Source organism: Streptomyces sp. B1I3 (genome assembly GCF_030816615.1).
Classification (GTDB): domain Bacteria; phylum Actinomycetota; class Actinomycetes; order Streptomycetales; family Streptomycetaceae; genus Streptomyces.
In genome coordinates, this window is record NZ_JAUSYD010000001.1 from 4,003,597 (window position 1) to 4,020,883 (window position 17,287).

Annotated in this window: 14 protein-coding genes and 3 pseudogenes; 5 read left to right on the forward strand and 12 right to left on the reverse strand. The window is 67.8% G+C overall.

The window, feature by feature from the left end; genetic code table 11:
- Positions 1 to 40: 40 nt before the first annotated feature.
- The 6 genes and pseudogenes from QFZ58_RS18425 to dnaB all read right to left on the reverse strand — a co-directional run bounded on the left by QFZ58_RS18425 (position 41) and on the right by dnaB (position 4,987).
- Positions 41 to 1,420, reverse strand: a complete 1,380-nt coding sequence (locus QFZ58_RS18425) for a serine hydrolase (protein ID WP_307125995.1) — start codon at positions 1,418 to 1,420, stop codon at positions 41 to 43.
- 132 nt (positions 1,421 to 1,552) lie between these two features.
- Entirely contained in the window at positions 1,553 to 2,134 is a 582-nt protein-coding gene (locus QFZ58_RS18430) for a dihydrofolate reductase family protein (protein ID WP_307125996.1), read from the reverse strand.
- 438 nt (positions 2,135 to 2,572) lie between these two features.
- Positions 2,573 to 2,806: pseudogene (locus QFZ58_RS18435) on the reverse strand (hypothetical protein); the annotation flags it as partial.
- A 39-nt stretch (positions 2,807 to 2,845) separates the two neighbouring features.
- Positions 2,846 to 3,160 carry a hypothetical protein gene (locus QFZ58_RS18440; RefSeq protein ID WP_307128912.1) on the reverse strand — a complete coding sequence of 105 codons (315 nt, stop codon included), beginning with the start codon at positions 3,158 to 3,160 and terminating at the stop codon, positions 2,846 to 2,848.
- Positions 3,161 to 3,310: 150 nt separating this feature from the next.
- Positions 3,311 to 3,469 (reverse strand): annotated as a pseudogene (locus QFZ58_RS18445) (LysR family transcriptional regulator); the annotation flags it as partial.
- A 57-nt stretch (positions 3,470 to 3,526) separates the two neighbouring features.
- Positions 3,527 to 4,987, reverse strand: coding sequence for a replicative DNA helicase (dnaB, locus tag QFZ58_RS18450; RefSeq protein WP_307128913.1), 1,461 nt, complete (start codon positions 4,985 to 4,987; stop codon positions 3,527 to 3,529).
- Between the two features lie 476 nt (positions 4,988 to 5,463).
- On the opposite strand from dnaB, the pseudogene QFZ58_RS18455 reads away from it, so the two are divergent.
- A pseudogene (locus tag QFZ58_RS18455) lies at positions 5,464 to 6,802 on the forward strand (MATE family efflux transporter).
- 206 nt (positions 6,803 to 7,008) lie between these two features.
- Here the strand turns inward: QFZ58_RS18455 and rplI are convergent.
- From rplI to rpsF, 4 genes are all read right to left on the reverse strand, one after another.
- Positions 7,009 to 7,455 (reverse strand): 50S ribosomal protein L9, encoded by a 447-nt coding sequence (rplI, locus tag QFZ58_RS18460; protein ID WP_028441692.1) that lies wholly within the window; start codon positions 7,453 to 7,455, stop codon positions 7,009 to 7,011.
- A gap of 18 nt (positions 7,456 to 7,473) precedes the next feature.
- Entirely contained in the window at positions 7,474 to 7,710 is a 237-nt protein-coding gene (rpsR, locus tag QFZ58_RS18465; RefSeq protein ID WP_003967857.1) for a 30S ribosomal protein S18, read from the reverse strand.
- A 44-nt stretch (positions 7,711 to 7,754) separates the two neighbouring features.
- The gene (locus QFZ58_RS18470; RefSeq protein WP_307125997.1) at positions 7,755 to 8,381 is read right to left on the reverse strand and encodes a single-stranded DNA-binding protein; all 627 of its coding nucleotides are present in this window, start codon (positions 8,379 to 8,381) and stop codon (positions 7,755 to 7,757) included.
- A 71-nt stretch (positions 8,382 to 8,452) separates the two neighbouring features.
- The gene (gene rpsF / locus QFZ58_RS18475; RefSeq protein WP_031090355.1) at positions 8,453 to 8,743 is read right to left on the reverse strand and encodes a 30S ribosomal protein S6; all 291 of its coding nucleotides are present in this window, start codon (positions 8,741 to 8,743) and stop codon (positions 8,453 to 8,455) included.
- Positions 8,744 to 9,028: 285 nt separating this feature from the next.
- On the opposite strand from rpsF, the gene QFZ58_RS18480 reads away from it, so the two are divergent.
- From QFZ58_RS18480 to QFZ58_RS18490, 3 genes are all read left to right on the forward strand, one after another.
- Positions 9,029 to 9,385 carry a hypothetical protein gene (locus tag QFZ58_RS18480; RefSeq protein WP_307125998.1) on the forward strand — a complete coding sequence of 119 codons (357 nt, stop codon included), beginning with the start codon at positions 9,029 to 9,031 and terminating at the stop codon, positions 9,383 to 9,385.
- 184 nt (positions 9,386 to 9,569) lie between these two features.
- Positions 9,570 to 10,688: a peptidoglycan bridge formation glycyltransferase FemA/FemB family protein gene (locus QFZ58_RS18485; protein WP_307125999.1), complete on the forward strand. Its 1,119-nt coding sequence runs from the start codon at positions 9,570 to 9,572 to the stop codon at positions 10,686 to 10,688.
- 74 nt (positions 10,689 to 10,762) lie between these two features.
- Positions 10,763 to 11,794 carry an alanine racemase gene (locus tag QFZ58_RS18490; RefSeq protein ID WP_307126000.1) on the forward strand — a complete coding sequence of 344 codons (1,032 nt, stop codon included), beginning with the start codon at positions 10,763 to 10,765 and terminating at the stop codon, positions 11,792 to 11,794.
- A gap of 15 nt (positions 11,795 to 11,809) precedes the next feature.
- Here the strand turns inward: QFZ58_RS18490 and QFZ58_RS18495 are convergent, their stop codons facing one another.
- Both QFZ58_RS18495 and QFZ58_RS18500 read right to left on the reverse strand, forming a co-directional pair.
- Positions 11,810 to 13,315, reverse strand: a complete 1,506-nt coding sequence (locus QFZ58_RS18495) for a glycosyltransferase family 87 protein (protein ID WP_307126001.1) — start codon at positions 13,313 to 13,315, stop codon at positions 11,810 to 11,812.
- 145 nt (positions 13,316 to 13,460) lie between these two features.
- Positions 13,461 to 16,169: a transglycosylase domain-containing protein gene (locus QFZ58_RS18500; RefSeq protein ID WP_307126002.1), complete on the reverse strand. Its 2,709-nt coding sequence runs from the start codon at positions 16,167 to 16,169 to the stop codon at positions 13,461 to 13,463.
- Between the two features lie 387 nt (positions 16,170 to 16,556).
- Here QFZ58_RS18500 and QFZ58_RS18505 point away from each other — a divergent pair, with 387 nt between their 5' ends.
- Positions 16,557 to 17,258, forward strand: coding sequence for a PadR family transcriptional regulator (locus tag QFZ58_RS18505; RefSeq protein WP_307126003.1), 702 nt, complete (start codon positions 16,557 to 16,559; stop codon positions 17,256 to 17,258).
- The last annotated feature ends 29 nt before the right edge of the window (positions 17,259 to 17,287 follow it).

Genomic DNA, 17,287 nt, shown 5'->3' on the forward strand with positions numbered 1-17,287 from the left:
TTCACGTGGAACATCCGGGTCGAGACCCACCGGCGCGCGCTCAGGGGGCGAGCCCTTGCCAGCCACCCTCGTGCACACCGCCTGGAACGGCTGCTGACGGGTCGTAGGGCTCCCGGGTGAAGACGAAAGAGCCCAGGTCGAGGTGATCCACCGTGCCGTCCTCGGCCCGCATCACGCGCAGGGTCTCCCCCGTGTAGTACCCGTCGAGACCGACCCAGGTGCCGTCCGGCCGCGCCTGGAACCGCGCGCCGCGACCGGCCCCGCGCAACGGTCGCAGCTCGAGACCTCGGTCCGCCACGAGTTTCAGGGTGTGCACGTGCGTGCCCCAGTACCAGGGGCCCGTCAGGGCGAGCAGCTCGTCGTCGATCTCCGGCAAGGGGCGCCAGGGCTCAGGGATCCTCGGTTCCGCGTCGGCGACGATCCCTACCAGATCCGCGGCGACCGCAGTGGTGAGCGGGCCGGAGGTGGCGTTGGACAGCACCACCGCGGCGACGTCGTCCTCGACGCTGAACCACAGCGCGGCCAGGAACCCGGGCAGCGACCCCGAATGGCCGAGGAGCGTACGGCTCTCCCGCCGTACGACCTGGAGGCCGAGTCCGTACGCACCGGCCAAGTCACCTGCTTCCGAAGGCGCTGCGGGAGCACGCATCTCGCTGACCGAGGAGGTGCTGAGTACCCGTTCGTCACCCCTTTCGAGGAACGCCGCGAAGCGGAGAAGGTCCGTGGTCGTGGACCAGAGCTGACCGGCCGGCGCCATCAGCCCGAGGTCCTCAGCCGGTTCGGGAAGCATGACATCGGCCCACGGATGCACAGCCCAGCCACCCGCGTGCGGAGGCTGCGCCTGCGGAGTCGTACGGTCCATACCCAGTGGTTCGAGGATCTCCCGACGCAGCACCTCGGCCCACGACTCACCGCGCAGCCTCTCGACGAGAGCGCCGAGGAGCGTGTACCCGGGATTCGAGTAGTGGTGCAAACGGCCGGCGGAATGCAACTGCGGCCGCTCGCCGAGGACATCCGCCAGTGTCGGCCGGTCGGTTCCGGGGGTCCTCTCCCACCAGGGCGCAGGCGTCTCCGCCCCCAGTCCCGCGCTGTGGGCCAGCAGCTGGTGGATCGTCACGTCATCGACCCCCGCGTCCGGCAGGTGCTTCTCCAGCCGGTCGTCCAGATCGAGCAGTCCCTCATCACGCAGACGCAGCACCAGCACGGCGGTGAACGTCTTGGTGATCGAACCGATCCTGTACTGCGTGTCGCCGTCGGGCGCATGGCCGTTCACGCAGCTGCGCGCGCCGCTCCACACGATGCGCCCGCCCCGCTGCACTGCGGCGACAAGTGAGGGGGTGCGGCCTTCGGACTGCGCGGTGGCGATGCGATGGAGCAGAGCACGACGGGTGCCGGGAAGCAGTTCTTCGGAAGAGGTCATGGTCAAGGACTACCCCCGCCGATACTTCCTGGCGAGCAGTTTTGTCCGGCCCCGACGCAACCGAGCCTCCGGCCGGACGTACGGAGCCCGGCGCAGGCGGGACGCCGCACAGCGCCGGACGGGGTGTCGCCGTCAGCGCCTGCGGCTGTAGGTCCTGACAAGGATGCCGTTGTCGAAGGTACGAACGTTCTGCAGGGCGAAGTCCGTGACGGCGAACTCCGCCCCGAACATCGGCATCCCGGAGCCGTAGACCTGGGGATAGGTCTTGATGACGATCTCGTCGATCTCGTCGATCAGCTCTCCGGCCAGCTGGGAACCTCCGCAGAGCCAGATGCCCCGTGGGCTCTCCTCCGACTTGAGCGCCCTGATCCGCCCGACCACGTCCTCGGAGACGATCTCCACCTGAGGATCGGGGGCCTCCAGAGTCCGCGAAGCCACCAGTTCCCTCAGGTGGCCGTACGGGCTGGTGATCCCCGCGTCCAGTGCCAGCTGATAGCTGGACCTGCCCTGGATCACCGTGTCGAAATGCCGGTTCTCCGCCCCGTCGATACCGAGCACCTTGCGTCCCTGCACGGCCACCGTCTCCGGGTACTCCGAGGTGAGGAACCCGAGGAATTCCTCGCTGAGGAAGGACATCATCGACGTGGCGTCGCCGTCCGGGTCCCCGATGAAGCCGTCGATCGAGCACGCGACGAAGTAGGTGAGCTTTCGCATGTGTTCCCCGTTCCGCACAGGCCTGCCGGTCGTGGGCGGGAGCCCGGTCGAAGCGCCGGCCCCCGAGCGCTACCACTACGCTCATAGTGATTCGCTGGGAGTGGTTACGCAAGGGCCTTTCCCGGGACCGGGCACCCGGCGGAGAGGCACCTTCCCGACCAGCCGGCCGCGGCCGTCACCAGGACCGGGACGGCGGGAGGAGGCGGCAGGCTAGCTTTTCGCGGCTCGTGTCGCAGGCCAACGCGCGATCCACCCGGCCATGGCGAGCACCAGTACACCAGAGGGCGCATTGACGTTTCCCAGGTCGAGGAAGGGCTCAGACATGCGCCGATTGTGCCTCCCCGGTACGACAAGGGTCCGCGCTAGATATCCCGTACCCGCAGCTGGAGTTGCGGTGTCTCACCGCGGTGGCGGATTCGACGAGCCTCAGATCTGCTAACCGGCCCTGACTGTCAGCAGTTGCCGGCACCTCCACTGCGACGGCGTCTCGGGTCGGTGCGTGAGCCGCTGCACGAGCGTAGGGAACAGGTAGTGCGTCGCCTCTGCGGCGAGGTGCTCCTGGAGCCAGTCGACCGGGAGTCGCTGGCTGACGCCGTGCATGGTGGCCTCCTGGGCCAGGTGCAAGAGCTGAGCGGTGTCGACGGCTCGGACGATGGGGAGGGGCGGTGTCATGTCGCGACGATGCCAAGAAGCCTCCGCGGGGCCGGGACGTCAGCGGGGCCGGGACGCGATCTGCCGGCGGGCAAGGCCCCAGACTTCCTCGAACTCCTCCGAAGTCAGCGTCTCAGGGTCGTGGCCTTCCCATTCCGAGACGGGACGTTCTGCTGTGATCCCGAACCTGTTGTCGTACTCGTCGAGACGTCCTGCGTCGTGGGCCTGCTGCCATTCGTCGAGTGAGGCCGCTGCGAGCGGGGCCAGTTCAGGGCCTTGGAGCTCGACCTGCCGGGTCACCCAGCCGTCCGGGTCGACCTCCAAGTAGAACCAGATGTCTTCCTCGTCCCAGTGGCAGCGTATCCATGTCGTCACCGGACCATGATGGTTCGGATTCGATCCCGGCAGATCGCAGTTGTGGCGGGTCCGACCTGCTGGGATGCTCCCGAAGTGGCAGAGGGAGAAGAGAACGCCGTACTCGACACCGGTTGGGACGGTGCCTATCAAGGCCCGGCCGCGCTCCGCGCGCTCAAGCAGCGAGTGTCCGAGGTCCTGTTCCAGGCGGTTGATCTGGCTCACCAGGGTCGGCTGGTCGATACCGAGGACTCGGGCGGCCTCCTCCATCGCCGGACAGGACGACGCGGCCACGAACCGCGCGAACCTCCGGCGGGCATAGGGGCTCACTTGGACATCGAGCCCTGAGATGAGGACACGAAATCCGCGACCCCACAGCAGGCGGACTCAGGTCTGAGCCATGTCCACGAAGCGGGAGTAGTGGCCCTGGAACGCCACGGTGATCGTCGCCGTCGGGCCGTTACGGTGCTTGGCCACGATCAGGTCCGCCTCGCCCGCACGCGGAGACTCCTTCTCGTACGCGTCCTCGCGGTGCAGCAGGATCACCATGTCGGCGTCCTGCTCGATGGAACCGGACTCACGCAGGTCGGAGACCATGGGCTTCTTGTCCGTACGCTGCTCGGGGCCACGGTTCAGCTGGGAGAGCGCGATGACGGGAAGCTCCAGCTCCTTGGCGAGGAGCTTGAGGTTACGGGACATGTCCGAGACCTCCTGCTGACGGCTCTCGGCACGCTTGGCACCGCCGGACTGCATCAGCTGCAGATAGTCGATGACCACGAGCTTGAGGTCGTTGCGCTGCTTGAGGCGACGGCATTTCGCCCGGATCTCCATCATGGACAGGTTCGGCGAGTCGTCGATGTACAGCGGGGCCGCCGAGACGTCCGGCATGCGCCGCGCCAGTCTCGTCCAGTCCTCGTCCGTCATCGTGCCGGAGCGCATGTGGTGAAGCGCGACCCTGGCCTCGGCGGACAACAGGCGCATCGCGATCTCGTTGCGACCCATCTCGAGGGAGAAGATGACGCTCGGCAGGTTGCTCTTGATCGAACACGCGCGGGCGAAGTCCAGGGCGAGCGTGGACTTACCCATGGCCGGACGCGCCGCGATGACGATCATCTGACCCGGGTGCAGGCCGTTGGTCAAGGAGTCGAGATCCGTGAACCCGGTCGGCACACCGGTCATCTCGCCGCTGCGCGAACCGATGGCCTCGATCTCGTCGAGCGCCCCCTCCATGATGTCGCCGAGCGGCAGATAGTCCTCGCTCGTGCGCTGCTCGGTGACGGCGTAGATCTCGGCCTGTGCCGAGTTGACGATCTCGTCGACGTCGCCGTCGGCCGCATACCCCATCTGCGTGATCTTCGTGCCGGCCTCGACGAGGCGCCGGAGGACGGCACGCTCGTGGACGATCTCCGCGTAGTACGAAGCATTGGCCGCGGTCGGCACCGACTGGACCAGCGTGTGCAGGTACGGAGCACCGCCGACCTTGGTGATCTCGCCGCGCTTGACCAGTTCGGCCGCGACCGTGATCGGGTCGGCCGGCTCGCCCTTGGCGTACAGATCGAGGATCGCCGTGTAGACGGTCTCGTGAGCGGGGCGGTAGAAGTCGTGCCCCTTGATGATCTCCACGACGTCGGCGATGGCGTCCTTGGAGAGCAGCATGCCGCCGAGAACGGACTGCTCCGCGTCGAGATCCTGCGGGGGCACCCGCTCGAAGCCGGACGAGCCACCGTCCCAGCCGCTCTCCCGCCCGCGCTCGTGCTGCTCGTCGCGCCCTCTGCTGCCCTCTCCGCGGCGCTGACGGGACACAGGCAGACGGTCACTGGGACCGATATCGGTCCAGGGGTCGTCCAACGGCTCAGGAATGCTCACCCGGCCACCTCCTCCCGTCCGCTTCGCGGACCTAGCCGTGCCACTCTTTCTTACGGCACGGCACCGACAAACAAGACGCCCGACTCCGGTTCCGGCGCGTCAAGTTCTGCGGACTTCCAAGCCGGAACGGAGTGCGGGCGCCGCACCACGGTAGGCCGGTCCGCACCGTCAGCCAATCCGGTTATCCACAGGGCATGTGGACGACTGACCAGATGCTGTGGAGAACTCACCGGATCCTGTGCACGGACCGGGGGACAGCACTGTGGACAAACTCATATCGCTCCGCCGAGGGGCCTTCTGAGCTGCAGTTTCTCCATCCACCGGCTGTGGGGGAGAAAAACTTTCGCGCATCTCTCGAGATCTCTGGCACCTGGCGCCGCCACCACCGCAACCCGCGCCATAAGTAAGGGCTGATATGACATTGCATCTCTTACCTGTGGAAGATTAGATTGGCCCCCATGACCCAGGCCCCAGCGCCCACGCCGCCGTCCCGCCGTCGGCACGACCGCGAGATCATCGCACTCGCCGTTCCGGCCTTCGGCGCGCTCGTGGCCGAGCCTCTCTTCGTCATGGTCGACAGCGCCATCGTCGGCCATCTCGGCACTCCGCAGCTGGCCGGTCTCGCTGTGGCCGCCGCCCTGCTGACCACCGCGGTCAGCGTCTTCGTCTTCCTGGCCTATGCCACCACCGCTGCGGTAGCCCGCCGGGTCGGCGCGGACGACCTCCCCTCCGCCATCCGTCAGGGCATGGACGGGATCTGGCTGGCTCTGCTGCTCGGCGCCCTCGTTGTCGCCCTCACGCTCCCCTCGGCTCCCTGGCTGGTCGACATGTTCGGCGCCTCCGACACGGCTGCGCCGTACGCAATCACCTACCTGCGGATCTCGAGCCTCGGTATCCCGGCCATGCTCGTCGTGCTCGCGGCGACCGGCGTGCTGCGCGGCCTCCAGGACACCCGGACACCCCTCTACGTGGCCATCGGCGGCTTCGCAGCCAACGCGGTCCTCAACGTGGCGCTCGTGTACGGCGCCGGCCTCGGCATCGCCGGGTCGGCCTGGGGAACCGTCGCCGCCCAGGTGGCCATGGCGCTGGTCTATCTCGTCGTCGTGGTGCGCGGAGCCCGGCGGCACGGGGCGTCCCTGCGGCCGGACGCCGCAGGCATCAGGACCAGCGCCCGGGCAGGTGCCCCGCTCCTGGTCCGTACGCTGTCGCTCCGTGCGGTGCTCATGATCGCCACCGCCGTCGCCGCCCGACTGGGTGACACCGAGGTCGCCGCACACCAGATCATCCTGTCGCTCTGGAGCCTTACGGCCTTCGCGCTCGACGCCATCGCCATTGCAGGGCAGGCCATCATCGGTCGCTATCTGGGCGCTAACGACGCCGAGGGCGCTCGCGAGGCCGTGCCGCCGCATGGTCCAGTGGGGGATCGCCTCCGGAATCGTCCTCGGGGTGCTGATCGTGCTGGCCAGGCCTCTGTTCGTACCGCTCTTCACCAGTGACACCACCGTGCAGGACACGCTCCTTCCGGCACTGCTGGTCGTGGCCCTCTCCCAGCCCATCGCCGGAGTGGTCTTCGTCCTGGACGGCGTGCTCATGGGGGCAGGAGACGGCCGCTATCTCGCCTGGGCCATGCTCCTGACCCTGGCGGTATTCGCGCCGGTCGCTCTCCTCGTTCCCCACTTCGGAGGAGGCCTCACCGCTCTCTGGTGGGCGATGGCGCTGATGATGGCGGTCCGACTGGGCACCCTCTGGCAGCGCACCCGTTCGGGCCGGTGGATCGTCACCGGCGCCACTCGCTGAATCGAGACCGCCGCGAGGGCATGTGGACGGGCAGGGCACGTGGACAGGCAGGGCATCCGTCCACATGCGACCGCGACCGGCCTGTTTCACGTGAAACCACGCCACGACACACGACCGGCGCACCCATGAGTCGGAAGCGCCCCGGAGCACGACGAAGGGCCGCACCCAGGGGTGCGGCCCTTCGCCTGCTCTGCCGAGCTGTGCCCTTAGGCAGCAACGACCTCGATACCGAGCTTCGCGGCAACCTCGGGGTGCAGACGGACGGACACCTGATATCCGCCCAGCGTCTTGATCGGCGAGCCGAGCTCGACGCGACGCTTGTCGACGTCCGGACCACCGGCAGACTTGATCGCCGAGGCGATGTCTGCCGGGGTGACGGAGCCGAAGAGACGGCCGGCGTCGCCGGAGCGAACTGCCAGACGCACCTTCACGGCCTCGAGCTTGGCCTTGATCTCGTTGGCCTGCTCGATCGTCGCGATCTCGTGGATCTTGCGGGCGCGGCGGATCTGCGCCACGTCCTTCTCGCCACCCTTGGTCCAGCGAATGGCGAAGCCACGCGGAACCAGGTAGTTACGGGCGTACCCGTCCTTGACGTCCACGACGTCGCCGGCGGCACCGAGGCCAGTGACCTCGTGGGTGAGGATGATCTTCATGATTCGGTCACCCTTCCCTTATCGCGCGGTGGACGTGTAGGGCAGCAGCGCCATCTCACGGCTGTTCTTGACTGCCGTGGCGACGTCACGCTGGTGCTGCGTGCAGTTGCCGGTGACGCGGCGGGCACGGATCTTGCCGCGGTCGGAAATGAACTTCCGCAGCATGTTCGTGTCCTTGTAGTCCACGTACTGGGTCTTGTCCTTGCAGAACGCGCAGACCTTCTTCTTAGGCTTGCGCACAGGCGGCTTCGCCATGGTGTTTCTCCTGTGTGATCAAGAAGTGGGGGTACGAGCAGCCCTTAGAAGGGAGGCTCGTCCGAGTAGCCGCCGCCAGAACCGCCGGAACCGCCGGTACCGCCGGAGCTTCCGCCCCAGCCGCCCCCGCCGCCCTGCTGGCCCCCGCCCTGCTGGCCGCCGGCCGGTGCGCCGCTGGCCCACGGGTCGTCGGCGGGAGCACCGCCGCCGCCCTGCTGGCCGCCGCCACCGGGACCGCCGCCCCAGTTGCCGCCGCCCTGCTGGGCACCGCCGTATCCACCCTGGCCGCCGCCCTGGCCACCGCGACCGGTCGTCTTGGTGACCTTGGCCGTGGCGCTCTTGAGACTGGGGCCGACTTCCTCGACGTCCAGCTCGTAGACCGTGCGCTTGACGCCCTCACGGTCCTCGTAGGACCGCTGCTTCAGCCGGCCCTGCACGACGACGCGCATGCCTCGCTGAAGCGACTCCGCGACGTTCTCCGCCGCCTGACGCCAGACCGAGCAGGTGAGGAACAGGCCTTCGCCGTCCTTCCACTCATTGGTCTGCCGGTCGAAGATGCGGGGAGTGGACGCGACACGGAACTTCGCGACCGCCGCACCGGACGGGGTGAAACGCAGCTCGGGGTCGTCGACGAGATTGCCGACGACCGTGATGACGGTCTCGCCTGCCATGGGTGAACCTCTCGGCGGGGATTGCTTCTGGCTGCTTGCTACTCGAACCCGATGACCGCTGAGCTAGATGCTCAGTGGATCTCGGGACGGAGGACCTTGGTCCGGAGGACCGACTCGTTCAGGTTCATCTGTCGGTCGAGCTCCTTGACGACCGCAGGCTCGGCCTGCAGGTCGATGACCGAGTAGATGCCCTCAGGCTTCTTCTTGATCTCGTAAGAGAGACGACGACGGCCCCAGGTGTCGACCTTCTCAACCTTTCCGTTGCCCTCACGGACGACGGAGAGGAAGTTCTCGATCAACGGGGAGACTGCTCGCTCCTCGAGATCGGGGTCGAGGATGACCATCACCTCGTAGTGACGCATGTGGAACCCACCTCCTTTGGACTCAGCGGCCACGGTCGTTCCGTGGCAGGAGGGTCGTGATGCGTAAGCAACAGTGTCTCCGAGTAAAACAGCCGCCACTGACAACGCCCGTCCCGTGAATCGAGGGGGGTTGATGTGCCGGCTCCGGGCAGACACCGGTGCAGACCGTACAGACTACCCGCAGACCGGCTTCCGGTTGAAATCCGGTGTTCAGGGAGCACAATCGAGACAGATGCGGTGTGAGAGGCGCTACATTGCACCGCCCTTCCGGCCAGGAGGTGCTTCATGGCACAGACAGTGCGTTCCGCCGGCAGCCGGCCCGCTCCCGGGCGGGCGGCCGATACGCGTCGGTCCACCGGTTCACTCTTCGCGACGGACGGCAGGCCGCATCCGCTGCAGGAGCTCCTGATGGCGGTGACCGGGGTGCTGGGAGTCCTCGCCTTCGTGACGGCGATGTTCCACAACCTGCACCTGATCAGCTCGTGGGCCGGGTTGATCGGCATCCTCACCGGCGCCTACGGCCAGTACATCTCCAGAACCACCTGGCAGCGGTTCGGTCTGATCATGGGTCTCGGCTCCTCCGCCGTCGGCTTCCTGCTCGGCATGGCGCACGGCGGCCTGTTCGGCGGCGTGATCACCTGAGCGGCAGAGCCCGGCCGGCGACGTCGGCCGCCTTCCGCACGGCGCTCCGGCAGGGGGTCCCCCGCCACGGGTGTCCGGTCAGGCCCCGACGGGTCGGACCGGGCACCCGTCGGTCACAGTAGGCTTCGGCGCGAGAGCCGGAGCCCCTGACCGATGGGGACACACCTGCCGAGGAGCGCCCCGCATGAGCCTGACCCTGAGGACCATCAGCCGAGAGCAGCATCTGGCCTACATCCAGAGTCTGCCCTCGGCCAGTCACTGCCAGGTCCCGGCGTGGGCGGACGTGAAGACCGAATGGCGCTCGGAGAACCTGGGATGGTTCGACAAGAACGGTGAGATGGTCGGCGCCGGCCTGGTGCTCTACCGCCAGCTGCCCAAGATCAAGCGCTATCTCGCGTACCTCCCCGAGGGCCCGGTCATCAACTGGTACGCCCCCAACCTGGACGACTGGCTCCGGCCGATGCTCGCCCACCTGAAGCAGCAGGGCGCCTTCTCCGTGAAGATGGGCCCGCCCGTCGTCATCCGGCGCTGGGACTCGGCCGCGATCAAGTCGGGCATCCAGGACCCCGACGTCAAGCGTCTGCGTGACGTGGAAGCCAGCCACATCGAGCCGCGCGCCTTCGAGGTCGCGGACCGGCTGCGGAAAATGGGGTGGCAGCAGGGCGAGGACGGCGGCGCCGGCTTCGGCGACGTGCAGCCCCGCTACGTCTTCCAGGTCCCGCTGGCCAACCGATCCCTCGAAGACGTCCTCAAGGGCTTCAACCAGCTCTGGCGGCGCAACATCAAGAAGGCCGACAAGGCCGGCGTCGAGGTGGTCCAGGGCGGCTACGAGGACCTCGCCGAGTGGCAGCGGCTCTACGAGATCACCGCGGTGCGCGACCACTTCCGGCCGCGCCCGCTCTCCTACTTCCAGCGCATGTGGACGGTGCTCAACAACGAGGACCCCAACCGCATGCGTCTGTACTTCGCGCGGCACAACGGCGTGAACCTCTCCGCCGCCACGATGCTCGTCGTCGGCGGGCACGTCTGGTACTCGTACGGCGCGTCCGACAACATCGGACGCGAGGTGCGGCCCTCGAACGCGATGCAGTGGCGGATGCTGCGCGACTCCTACGCGATGGGCGCCACCGTCTACGACCTGCGCGGCATCAGCGACTCCCTGGACGAGACGGACCACCTGTTCGGCCTGATCCAGTTCAAGGTCGGTACCGGCGGCGAGGCCGTCGAGTACGTCGGCGAGTGGGACTTCCCCCTCAACAAGCTGCTGCACAAGGCGCTCGATATGTACATGTCGCGCCGCTGAGCACACCCGACCCTCGTCCACGCCCCTTCCCACTCCGATTCCACCGCAGCCACCAGAAAGGTTCCGGGCCGGCCATGGCGCTCTCCCTCTACGTCGACACCGCGCGCTGGCGGACGCACCAGAAGTCCGTGCTCGACCAGTTCCCCGGCCTCGTGCCCGTCTGCAAGGGCAACGGTTACGGCTTCGGCCACGAGCGGCTGGCCGACGAGGCGATCCGTTTCGGTTCCGACACGCTGGCTGTCGGCACCACGTACGAGGCCGCCCGCATCAAGGACTGGTTCAGCGGCGACCTGCTGGTGCTGACGCCCTTCCGCAGGGGCGAGGAGCCGGTGCCGCTGCCCGACCGGGTCATCCGTTCCGTCTCGTCCGTGGACGGCGTGCACGCCCTGGTGGGCGCGCGGGTGGTCATCGAGTGCATGAGCTCGATGAAGCGCCACGGCGTGAAGGAGGAGGAACTGGGGCTCCTGCACGCCGCGATCGAGGACGTGCGGCTCGAAGGCTTCGCACTGCACCTTCCGTTGGACCGCACCGACGGTTCGGACGCGGTCGAGGAGGTCATCTCCTGGATGGACCGCCTGCGCGCGGCGCGGCTTCCGCTCCACACCATGTTCGTCAGCCACCTGCGGGCCGAGGAGCTGGCGCGGCTGCAGCAGCAGTTCCCGCAGACCCGGTTCCGCGCCCGCATCGGTACCCGTCTCTGGCTCGGCGACCACGAGGCCACCGAGTACCGCGGCGCGGTGCTCGACGTGACACCTGTCGTCAAGGGCGACCGGTTCGGCTACCGCCAGCAGAAGGCGGCGTCGGACGGCTGGCTGGTGGTCGTCGCCGGGGGGACGTCCCACGGTGTCGGGCTGGAGGCCCCCAAAGCGCTGCACGGCGTGATGCCGCGGGCCAAGGGCGTCGCACGCGCGGGCCTGGCCACGGTCAACCGCAATCTGTCGCCGTTCGTCTGGTCGGGCAAGCAGCGCTGGTTCGCCGAGCCCCCGCACATGCAGGTGTCGATCCTGTTCGTGCCCTCGGACGCCCAGGAGCCGAAGGTGGGCGACGAACTGGTGGCCCACCTGCGCCACACGACCACCCAGTTCGACCGCCTCGTGGACCGGTAGCCTCCGGCCGGCTGCTCAGCCGGACGACCTTCCACCTGCCGTACCCCACTCCACGCGCGGTCCTTCGACCGCCGGCGCCGCGTGGGGGGCCTGGTGACGCAAGATCCGCGCCGGCGACACCTTGTCCGGCGACCCGTCGAGCACCCCGCCCGACGGGTCGTCCGAGCCGTCGCGCCGTACGGGGTCGCGCTCGGGCATCAGGATGTCCCGGACGACCATGGCGCACAGGTACAGAGTGCCCAGGAGATGCAGGGCGATCACGACCTGGTAGCCCTCCTGAGGCAACCCCTGGTGCTTGTCACCGCTCGTCGTGTAGGCGAGGTACAGCCAGATGCCCAGGAAGTACGCGGCCTCGCAGGCCTGCCAGACGAGGAAGTCACGCCAGCGCGGCCTGGCCAGCGCCGCCAGCGGGATCAGCCAGAGCACGTACTGCGGCGAGTAGACCTTGTTCGTGAGGACGAAGGCGGCCACCACCAGGAACGCGAGCTGGGCGAACCGGGGCCGGTGCCGGGCTCCCAGAGCCAGGCCTGTGATCCCCGCGCACAGCACGATCATCAGCAGCACGGAGGCCGTGTTCACGGTGTCGACGTCGATGGGCCGGCCGGTGCGCTGGGTGATGATCAGCCAGAACGAGCCGTAGTCGATCTGCCGTTCCTGACTGAAGGTGTAGAACTTCTTCCAGCCCTCCGGGGCGTACAGCATGACCGGGAGGTTCACCACCAGCCAGCCCGCCGCCGCACCGAGCAGGGCGGACCTGCACTCCCGCCACTTCCCGGCTCGCCAGCACAGCAGGAGCAACGGTCCCAAGAGCAGAGCGGGGTAGAGCTTCGCGGCCGTCGCCAGGCCGATGAGGACGCCGAAGGCGAGTGTCCTGCCTCGGGACCACATCAGCATCGCCGCAGCCGTCAGCGCGACGGCGAACAGGTCCCAGTTGATCGTCGCAGTGAGTGCGAGCGCCGGCGCCAGGGCGACGAACAGGCCGTCCCAGGGGCGGCTCCGGTGCGTACGGGCGACGCACACCGCGGTGATCACGGCGCAGATCATCAGCATGCCCGCGTTGACCATCCAGTACATCTGTTCGCGCTGCTGCACCGGGTCGGAGTCGGGAGTCAGCGTCAGCCAGGAGGCGACCTGCATGAACAGGCCCGTCAGGACGGGGTACTCCAGGTACTGCATGTCGCCGCTGAGCCGGTCGGCATAGGGGATGAGGCCGTCTGCGAAGCCGCGTCCGACGTACAGGTGCGGGATGTCCGAGTAGCACGCGTGCGTGTACTGCGAACTGGTTCCGCGGAACCACGCCCAGTCGTAGCAGGGGATCTTCTGCACCATGCCGAGTGCGAACATCCCGATCGCCACGAGCACGATGACCCGCACGGGGGTGAGCGGTCCCGCTCCCAGCCGTGCCCAGCGGCCCACCGGGCCGCCGATCAGCTCGCTGCCGGCCGCGGCGATCTCGTCCTGCCGCGTCGGCCGTACGACGGGGCGCTCCTGGTGCACGCTCGTGTCTTCTGCGCTTGGCATGCCGCACATCCTGCCGCACCGCGCTGTGTGCGACACGTGGGCCACGTGCGGGACACGGAAGGGCCGCCGGCACCGGGTGGGTGCGGGCGGCCCTCGTCACGTGTTTCCGGCAGGCCCCTGACGGGGCGCCCGGCGGGAATTGGTGCTACCCGCCGCCTCCGAAGAGCCCGCCGTTGTTGCCGTTGCCGTTGCCGTTCGTGGTACCGGTCGAGCCGTCGGTGGTTCCGTCGGTGGTCCCGGTGGTCGTGCCGCCGTCGGCGGTACCGCCGTCCGCGGTTCCTCCGTCGGTGGTCCCGTCCGTGGTGCCGCCGTTGTCGTTACCGGTGGTCGTGCCGCCGTCGGGGTGCTGGCACTCCCAGTCGTACGTCCCGCACGTGGCGCTCGGCGTGGGAGACACGGACGACGCGCTGGGCGACGGCGGTGCGGGCGACTCGCTCGACTCCGACGGCGAAGGGGTCGGGCTGGGTGGCGGGCTGGGGCTCGGCGAAGCGCCACCGCCGTACAGCTCCTTCCCGTACGGCTCCGGCGTCGGGAAGTCGACGACCTTCATCCCCTTCATCGCCTCGGCCATGTAGTCGTGCCAGATCTGCGCGGGGAAGGAGGCACCGTGGATCTTCTCCTCGCCACCCGTGCCGAACATCTTCAGGAACTCGCGGTCCTTCTTGGTCTCGTCGTCGTCCAGCCGGAACATGCTGACGGCGGTCGAGATCTGCGGGGTGTAGCCGACGAACCAGGCCGACTTGTTGCCGTCCGTGGTACCCGTCTTGCCCGCCACGTCACGGCCGGGAAGCTGGGCGGGTGTGCCGGTGCCGTGCTCGACGACGTTCTGCAGGACGTCGGTGACGTTGTCGGCGATGACCCTCTGCATGGCCGTTTTGGGCACGGTCTTGTGCTGGTAGATGACCTCGCCCTTCTGCTTCACCTCGGTGACCGAGAAGGGGTCGTTCTGCTTGCCGCTGGTCGCGAAGGTGGCGTAGGCCCCGGCCATCCGGATGGCACTCGGCGACGACGTGCCGATGGAGAACGAGGGAACGGTGGAGTTCGCCATGTACTCGTCGTCACGCAGCCCCGCGGCGACGGCGACGTCCTTCACCTTGTCCGTACCCACGTCCATGCCGAGCTGGACGTAGGGGGAGTTGGCCGACTCCTGCATCGCGTACCGCAGGGTGATGTTGCCGTACGGGTGGTCCCCGTCATTGGTCTGGAGCCACTCGTCGCCGTTCTCGTTCCGCCAGACCTCTCCGTTGTACTTCTTGATCCTCAGCTTGTTGTCGCCGTTGTAGACGCTCTTGGGCGAGACCGGGGTCCGTTCCGTCTCGCTCTGCTCCTCGCCGAGCTTCGGATCGCGCTTCCCGTACTCCATCGCCGCAGCCAGCACGAAGGGCTTGAACGTCGAACCGACCTGCGCACCCGTGGCGTCCGCGTTGTTGGTGTAGTGCTTCGTCGCGTCCTGGCCGCCGTAGGTGGCGAGGATGGCACCCGTCCTGGTGTCCACCGAAGCGCCGCCGAACTCGACGTGCGTGTCCTTGTCGGGGCGCTTCTTCGGGTCGATCTTGTCCTTGTACACCTTCGTGACCGCCGTCTCGAGTTCCCTGACCTTCTTCTTGTCGAAGGTCGTGTGGATCTCGTATCCGCCCTGGGCCAGCTGCCGGTCGGTGACGTCCCGGTCGTTGTGCGCGAGGAAGTACTTCGTGGCCAGGTCCACCAGGTAACCCGTCTGGCCGCCCAGCTTGGCGTCCTTCTTGGGCTCGTCGGGCATGGGGAACACCGTGTACTTGGCGCGCTCGGCCTCCTCCAGACGGCCGTCCTTGACCTCTTCGTCGAGGATCCACTTCCAGCGCTTCTGCGCCCGCTCGGTGTTCTTCGCCCGGGTGGCCTGTACCGGGTCCACGTCGGGGGCGCCCGCCGGGTCGTAGTAGCTCGCGCCCTTGAGCAGGCTCGCCAGGAAGGCGCACTCGCTCGCGTCCAGGTCCGTGGCGTCCTTGCCGTAGTACGCCCGTGCGGCGGCCTGGAGTCCTGAGGCACCACGGCCGTAGTAGGAGACGTTGAGGTAGCCCTCCATGACCTTCTCCTTGCTCACGGTCCTGCCGACCTTGAGCGTGATGAAGAGCTCCTTGAACTTGCGGCTCAGCGTCTGGTCCTGCGTGAGCATCGAGTTCTTCACGTACTGCTGGGTGATCGTCGAGCCACCCTGGGTCTCACCTCCCCGGGCCATGTTGTAGAAGGCCCGGGCGATGCCCATCGGGTCGATGCCGTAGTCGTCCTTGAACGTCTTGTTCTCGGCCGAGATGACGGCGTTGCGCATCTCCTTGGGGATCTGCGCGTAGGCGATCCACTGCCGGTTGACGGAACCGCCGGTGGCGACCATCTGGGTGTTGTCGGACCAGTAGTAGACGTTGTTCTGCGCCTTGGCGTCGTCCTTCATCTGGGGCGTCGCGACGAGCGCGTACGCCACGCCGGCGACGCCCATCAGGAGGCCCAGGAATCCCAGGCACAGGCCGGAGACCAGCTTCCACGACGGCACCCAGCGGCGTACGCCGTACTTCCCGGCCCTGGGGTAGTCGATGAGGCGCTTCTTGCCGGGGCGGCCGTCCGCCCGGCCCCGGCCGCGTCCTTCCGGACCTGCGTCGTCCCCGCCTCCGCGCCGTCTGCCTCCCCCGCCTCGCTGTGCCGCGCGACGGGCCTCAGCACGGCTGCCGTACGACGGTTCCTCGTCGTACGCCTCTGAGGGTGTTGCTGACGTTGCTCTGCGTGACGAACCATTGCGGCGTCCGGCAGACTGTTGGGCGGCTCGTCTGGCCGCGGCACGCCCGCCACCTTGCGGTTGCGGCGCTTTGCGACGGTGCTCGCTCATCGAACGACTACTCCTCGGGCAGGCGAGAGCGCCTGGAAGCGGCAGTTGAGATCCGGTCCCCCCGAATTACGGACAAGCCCTGCGGAAGGCTCATCCGCAGTACATCCGGCAGTCCGCGATAACTGACGCACGACGGCGTCTCACGGTTCCCGGTGGTCTGCATCCCGCACAGACTACGCAGGGTCAAAAACCTGCGGGGGCCGAACTTCACCCCAAATTACGCAAGTCACTCCCCAGGAATCCCCGATGTGACGCCGCTCACGATTGACCCCCTTGTCGAACATGACGTCCCGATCTATCGTGCTGATGTATCGAGTCGATACATCAGCACGGCATAAGGTGGCCTCGTAGGCCCCGCGGAAGCACCCGGCGAAGGAGGAGGCGAAGGTGAGCAGACGCTCCGGCATCCTCGAGTTCGCCGTCCTGGGCCTGCTCCGCGAGTCCCCGATGCACGGGTACGAGCTGCGTAAACGCCTCAACACGTCGCTGGGGATCTTCCGCGCCTTCAGCTACGGCACCCTCTACCCCTGCCTGAAGACGCTGGTGGCCAGCGGCTGGTTGATCGAGGAGACCGCGAGCGATCCGGCGCTTCCGCCCGCAGCCGGCCGTGGGGTCGCCCCCACGTCCTCACTCGCAGGGCGTCGCGCCAAGATCGTCTACCGGTTGACGGCGGAGGGGAAGGAGCACTTCGAGGAGCTGCTCTCCCACACCGGCCCCGATTCCTGGGAGGACGAGCACTTCGCCGCTCGCTTCGCCTTCTTCGGGCAGACGGAGCGTGAGGTGCGTATGCGCGTGCTCGAGGGCCGCCGCAGCAGGCTGGAGGAGCGCCTCGAGAAGATGAGCGCTTCCCTCACCCGCACCCGGGAACGACTCGATGACTACACGCTTGAGCTGCAGCGACACGGCATGGAGTCCGTGGAGCGCGAAGTGCGCTGGCTGAACGAGCTCATCGAGAGCGAGCGGTCGGGACGGGATCAGCGACGATCCTCGCCCGAGAGCTCCACTCAGCACGACACATCAGGAGAGACGGGCGGCCTGCCCCGGCACCGGGATCACACCCGGCCGGATCCGTCCGACGACACCAAGTGAAACCCCCGCAGAGCCGCGAGGCGTCATCG

Coding starts and splice junctions, on each gene's coding strand:
- QFZ58_RS18425 (WP_307125995.1), bottom strand. CDS start 1,420: ATGACCTCTTCCGAAGAACTGCTTCCCGGCACCCGTCGTGCTCTGCTC.
- QFZ58_RS18430 (WP_307125996.1), bottom strand. CDS start 2,134: ATGCGAAAGCTCACCTACTTCGTCGCGTGCTCGATCGACGGCTTCATC.
- rplI (WP_028441692.1), bottom strand. CDS start 7,455: ATGAAGATCATCCTCACCCACGAGGTCACTGGCCTCGGTGCCGCCGGC.
- rpsR (WP_003967857.1), bottom strand. CDS start 7,710: ATGGCGAAGCCGCCTGTGCGCAAGCCTAAGAAGAAGGTCTGCGCGTTC.
- QFZ58_RS18470 (WP_307125997.1), bottom strand. CDS start 8,381: ATGGCAGGCGAGACCGTCATCACGGTCGTCGGCAATCTCGTCGACGAC.
- rpsF (WP_031090355.1), bottom strand. CDS start 8,743: ATGCGTCACTACGAGGTGATGGTCATCCTCGACCCCGATCTCGAGGAG.
- QFZ58_RS18480 (WP_307125998.1), top strand. CDS start 9,029: ATGGCACAGACAGTGCGTTCCGCCGGCAGCCGGCCCGCTCCCGGGCGG.
- QFZ58_RS18485 (WP_307125999.1), top strand. CDS start 9,570: ATGAGCCTGACCCTGAGGACCATCAGCCGAGAGCAGCATCTGGCCTAC.
- QFZ58_RS18490 (WP_307126000.1), top strand. CDS start 10,763: ATGGCGCTCTCCCTCTACGTCGACACCGCGCGCTGGCGGACGCACCAG.
- QFZ58_RS18495 (WP_307126001.1), bottom strand. CDS start 13,315: ATGCCAAGCGCAGAAGACACGAGCGTGCACCAGGAGCGCCCCGTCGTA.
- QFZ58_RS18500 (WP_307126002.1), bottom strand. CDS start 16,169: ATGAGCGAGCACCGTCGCAAAGCGCCGCAACCGCAAGGTGGCGGGCGT.